A 248-nucleotide genomic window follows, 5' to 3' on the forward strand; every position below is an offset into this window, starting at 1 on the left:
TTGCGGTTGCCGGGCAGCGGCTTGCCGACGGCGACCACGAGGCGGGTGTCGGCGTCGATGACGACCTGGTGGTTGGTGGAGTAGCGGTAGTTCTTGCTGGAGGCGGCCACGGTCCGGTCGCGGGTGGGCACCAGCGTGCCGTCCACGATGAGCACGGTCTCCTTGCGGAACCGTCGCCGGGGCTGGAGGGCGAGAGCCGGCCCGAGGTGGGCGACGATCCGGTCGGCCGCCGACTTCGAGACGCCGAA

The 248-nt window shown here is 71.4% G+C and carries 1 protein-coding gene; it reads right to left on the bottom strand.

Going from position 1 to position 248, the window contains the following annotated elements; genetic code table 11:
• Positions 1 to 248, bottom strand: a 248-nt coding sequence (locus tag MTQ10_RS31145; protein WP_374117737.1) for a transposase, incomplete at both ends; no start/stop codon positions are given.

It is taken from the genome of Streptomyces sp. XM83C (genome assembly GCF_023072675.1).
In the GTDB taxonomy this organism is placed as follows: domain Bacteria; phylum Actinomycetota; class Actinomycetes; order Streptomycetales; family Streptomycetaceae; genus Streptomyces; species Streptomyces thermocoprophilus.